Consider the following 1189-nt stretch of genomic DNA (forward strand, 5'->3'; position numbering starts at 1 on the left):
GAAGGGGATGGCGGTCAGGAAGCCGGTGTCGATGCCGAGGCGTTCGGCGTGGCCGGCGGTGATGGCGCTGTAGAGCAGCTTGCGGGCTTGGTTGAAGACGAATTGGCAGCTCAGGTCGGTGACGGTGGGGGATCGTCCGTCGACCAGGACCATGCCCAGGGACGGCAGGCCGTGGCGGGCGCGGTGGCGCTGGTCGGCGACGAACCGCTCGGCGTGCTCACGGCGCAGCACGGTGGGGTCGTGGCCGGCGTCGGGGGCGTCGGCTTGGAGGAAGACGCCCAGTTCGACGGCGGCGCGGCGCATCTGGTCGAAGGGGCCTCGGGTGCGGGGGCACTGCGGGGATCTGAGCCACTCGGCGAGGTGATCCCAGAGCAGGTCGCGCAGCCACCGCTGGGAAATGGCGGTGATGTCGAAGTTGCTCTGGGCGTTCTTGAAGCGTCGTCCGAAGTGATCGGTTTCCAGGAAGCCGGCGTCTTTGGTGTCTGAGGGGCTGTAGTAGACGCAGCGCAGGCCGTTGATGATCTCCCGGATGATCTTGCGGACTTCGGAGTCCATCTGCTTGCGGGTCAGGTCTTTGAAGTCGGTGTCGTGCAGGTCCATCAGGGACGTGATGCTGCCTCGCCAGCAGTATCTGATGAGATTCCTGATGCCGTTGGTGGTCCACTCGGAGTGCTGTGCGGACTGGGCATTGGCGTGCAGGCCCCACTGGATCTCGGCCCGCAGCAGCGCGGACAGGCAGTGGAGGTTGACCAGCCCTGGCTGCGTGACCGGCTCCGCAGTGGCGCACCAGGCGCGGAATGCCTTCTCGTCGTCGTAGGTCACCGGGAGCGGCTGGCCGTCCTTGAGGGGGCCGCGTGAGTTCTGCGACCGGGCTGCTCCCGGACGGTTGTCGATTTTGTGCCGGTTCAGGTGTTGGAGGCACAGGCCCAGTGAGGTGCAGGCCAGGAAGGGGCACCGTGCCTGGCACAGGCCGTAGCCGGGCAGTGGGTGCTGGGTGCGGGCCCATTGCTCGAACTGGTCTCGGTCCATGTCGGCTGCTTCGCCGTACTGCCACCTGGTCTGGTGTTGCTGGCACAGCCTGGTGGTGGGGCTGATCGCCGGGCGGTCGGGGCAGATCATGCAGCGGCCGTAGTCCACTCCCCGCGCGGCGGGCAGGGCGGTGGCCGCGTCCATGAAGGCGCGCTTGGTC

At 67.6% G+C, this 1189-nt stretch carries 1 pseudogene; it reads right to left on the reverse strand.

Annotation, left to right across the window (positions count from 1 at the left end):
• A pseudogene (locus ABTZ59_RS37165) lies at positions 1-1173 on the reverse strand (tyrosine-type recombinase/integrase); the annotation flags it as partial.
• Positions 1174-1189 lie beyond the last annotated feature (16 nt).

The organism is Streptomyces sp. NPDC094034 (assembly GCF_040303865.1).
In the GTDB taxonomy this organism is placed as follows: domain Bacteria; phylum Actinomycetota; class Actinomycetes; order Streptomycetales; family Streptomycetaceae; genus Streptomyces.